The sequence below is a fragment of the Xanthobacter pollutisoli genome (genome assembly GCF_040044995.1).
In the GTDB taxonomy this organism is placed as follows: domain Bacteria; phylum Pseudomonadota; class Alphaproteobacteria; order Rhizobiales; family Xanthobacteraceae; genus Xanthobacter.
The window spans coordinates 1-1818 of the sequence record NZ_JBDZDP010000065.1; the positions used below are offsets into that span (position 1 = coordinate 1).

2 protein-coding genes are annotated in these 1818 nt (G+C 54.7%); one reads left to right on the forward strand and one right to left on the reverse strand.

Going from position 1 to position 1818, the window contains the following annotated elements; genetic code table 11:
• Positions 1-154: 154 nt before the first annotated feature.
• Positions 155-382 (forward strand): acyl-CoA thioesterase domain-containing protein, encoded by a 228-nt coding sequence (locus tag ABLE93_RS26850; RefSeq protein WP_348842714.1) that lies wholly within the window; start codon positions 155-157, stop codon positions 380-382.
• A gap of 18 nt (positions 383-400) precedes the next feature.
• Here the strand turns inward: ABLE93_RS26850 and ABLE93_RS26855 are convergent, their stop codons facing one another.
• The gene (locus ABLE93_RS26855; RefSeq protein WP_348842715.1) at positions 401-1693 is read right to left on the reverse strand and encodes a TetR/AcrR family transcriptional regulator; all 1293 of its coding nucleotides are present in this window, start codon (positions 1691-1693) and stop codon (positions 401-403) included.
• Positions 1694-1818: the final 125 nt, after the last annotated feature.

The window sequence follows — 1818 nt, forward strand, 5'->3', positions numbered from 1 at the left end:
TGCTCCGCCGAGAGGTCGTCGATCTGCGAAAGCCACGCCATGTAGTCTTGCCGGTCCATCTTCGCCTCCTGCGTGCAGACCGCCAGCCTACCAAATCGGATCATGCATAGCTAATGCGAATTGAGCCAACGAAATTAATAGGTCCTGAGCCTATATGGAGGCAATCGCCGCTATCGCAGTCCGACCTGAATTCGTCGAACTGCCAGCCAAACCGATCAATCTCACCGTTGATTATCTCAGACTCGGGGTGAAGGGGCCGCTGTTTGCCCAGGCAAACGTGACCCGCAAGGGTAGGCGCATGGCAAGCGTCAGTGCGTTTACATGGCAGGCGGATCGGGAAAAGCCAGTCGCGGAAGGCCTGTATCACTTTCTTTTGGTTTGATTGCGGCATTGCTTGCGATCAATGAGCCGCGACCTTATCGGTGTTAGCTGCATTCTCTCTTTCGCAAATGCCTTCAAGCAGAAGTGCGATTAGCATTTTGGAGAATTCGGGCAGGGAAAGATATCCTTTCATTCCGGCCTTGCTCGGGTCAAACCATTCGACCGTCCAGTTCAAGGCGCCCAACATAACCTGACGCAGGGGGACGATCTTGATATCGGACCTGATGGCACTGTCTTTTTGAGCTTCGCGCAGGATCCTGTCCCAGAGTCTCGCGTATCTTTGGCGGATCTCACAATGTCTCGCCCTTAACTCTTTGGGCAACATCCCGTAACTTCTGATATTCGCAGACGTAAACTCGCTTGATTGAAAGAGAAAAAACAGGTGCGTCCAGATAGCAGTTGCGATCCTGGTATGATGATCGAATGGTCTTTGGAATTCCGCGACTGTGGCGCTGACACCGGAAAGCAAATCGCTCAATCCGGCGTTCAGCACTTCGTCCACGATCGCGTCCTTGGATTTGAAATGGTAGTAGACGCTGCCCGACTGCATCTCCGCTTCAGCGGCGACACGTCTCATCGTGGCCACCTTGTAACCCTTGTCCCTCAGAACCCGCGCAGCCGCCTTCAGGATCGCGGCGCGGGTTTTTTCGGATTTGCTCGTCTTTTCGGGGGGCTCGGCCGGAACGGTCGCGGCCTTTATGAGATCGACGCTGCCCGCCTGGTGGTGCGCGCACATGCCGTCGAGGATGAGCTTGCTCATGCGCTCCGCGAGCACCCGCACCGGGTATTGGTCCACGTCATACCATTCAACAGTCCAGTTCATCGCGCCCAGCACGAACTGGCGGATTACAGGGACTGAGATGTCGTTTCTCAAATGGCCAGCGCGCTTTGCGTCCTCCAGGAAACCGCCCCAGGCATGTGCATAGGATGCACGCAATTCGCGGTGCGGGGCGCGTGCATCATCCGCAAGCATCGGATAGTTCCGGATATTGGCCGAAGTGAAATCGCTATCGGTCAGCAGAAAGGTCAGGTGCGTCTCAATGAGTGTGGCAAAGGTCTTGCGGAAATCATTGGGGTTCTCTTTTGTCTGGATGATGATCTCGGTGACTGCATCATGGAGTTTCCGAACGCCGATATCGAGAACAGCGTTCAGAATTTCATCCTTTGAATCAAAGTGATAATAGATGCTCCCAGCTTCAATCCCGGCTTTTTCAGCGATGTCGCGCATCGTGGTTGCATAATAACCCTCATGCCGGAAAAGCTGAGCTGCGGCAGAAAGTATTTCTTCACGGGTATGCTCTGACTTACTCAAGGGCACCTCGATAAATACGGCTTCTCGGCCACTTCTGGACGATCAAGAGGACCGGTGACCGCGGAGCGCCCCTGATTGGGCGCCGCTCGGCGGCGCTTTTCGGTTGCATTTTAGCTGTTCAGCTC

Coding starts and splice junctions, on each gene's coding strand:
- ABLE93_RS26850 (WP_348842714.1), top strand. CDS start 155: ATGGAGGCAATCGCCGCTATCGCAGTCCGACCTGAATTCGTCGAACTG.